This window comes from Xenorhabdus sp. NBAII XenSa04 (assembly GCF_963866145.1).
Classification (GTDB): domain Bacteria; phylum Pseudomonadota; class Gammaproteobacteria; order Enterobacterales; family Enterobacteriaceae; genus Xenorhabdus; species Xenorhabdus indica.
Genome location: NZ_CAWMEB010000230.1, coordinates 1 through 275 on the forward strand (window position 1 = coordinate 1; position 275 = coordinate 275).

At 46.5% G+C, this 275-nt stretch carries 1 pseudogene; it reads right to left on the minus strand.

From position 1 onward, the window contains the following. Positions 1–236: pseudogene (locus tag AAC147_RS09230) on the minus strand (IS110 family transposase); the annotation flags it as partial. Positions 237–275: the final 39 nt, after the last annotated feature.

The window sequence follows — 275 nt, forward strand, 5'->3', positions numbered from 1 at the left end:
AACTGCGGTGAAATCAGCTTAGCCTCATGCCCCAAATCAGCAATCCGTCTTGCCATGAAATGCGCGCCAGCACAGGCTTCCATCACAACCGTTGCCGGAGAGCAATCGGCTAAGAATTCCATCAATTTAGTTCGGGTGAATTTTTTACGTAGCAGGGCTTTTCCCGATTGCTCCTGACAATGGACATGAAAAGAATGCTTGCCGAGATCGATGCCAATCAGTGCGATAGTGTTCATGATGGTAGCCTCTTATCAAAGATAATCACTCTGCTAATA